The 436-nt window shown below is 29.1% G+C and carries 1 protein-coding gene; it reads right to left on the bottom strand.

Translation table 11 applies throughout. The features are described 5' to 3' along the window. A partial coding sequence (locus tag AC2A1G_RS20070; protein WP_484048655.1) for a hypothetical protein occupies positions 1–436 on the bottom strand: 436 nt, incomplete at both ends.

The following is a 436-nucleotide window of genomic DNA, read 5'->3' as shown; positions in this document are numbered from 1 at the left end:
GTTTCGTAGGGTGACATCCAGATGCGATAAGTGTGGATGTCTCCGATTACGATACCACTTTTATCTTTTTTATATACCTTTTTTGCTTTACCACTAACATACAAATTACGATTTTCTTCAATATAGTTTCCGTTTTTATCCATGTCAGAAAATTCTCTTCCTTCAAATTCTAGCAATACATTACCATTATCGTCAAGTTTGTTATCCAAATTAGCTCTTGGGTTTATTGAAGTTTGGTAATAAATTAGATTACCATAATCTATAAAATTTGGTTTACCAAATATTTCTGCAAAATTTTCAATGGTTTCTAACTTTATAGATTTCCCATTATAAAACATTTGATAATTTTTAAATTCTATCTGCTCTTTTTGACCTTGATAAATTTTTAATTCTGATGCGTCGGATGTTACTTCAACTTTTTCAGGAGATTTTTCTT

This window comes from Chryseobacterium sp. HNCC26DJ240, assembly GCF_057180485.1.
The sequence above is the reverse complement of the archived record's forward strand: the minus strand, read 5'-3'. Positions and strand labels throughout refer to the sequence as shown.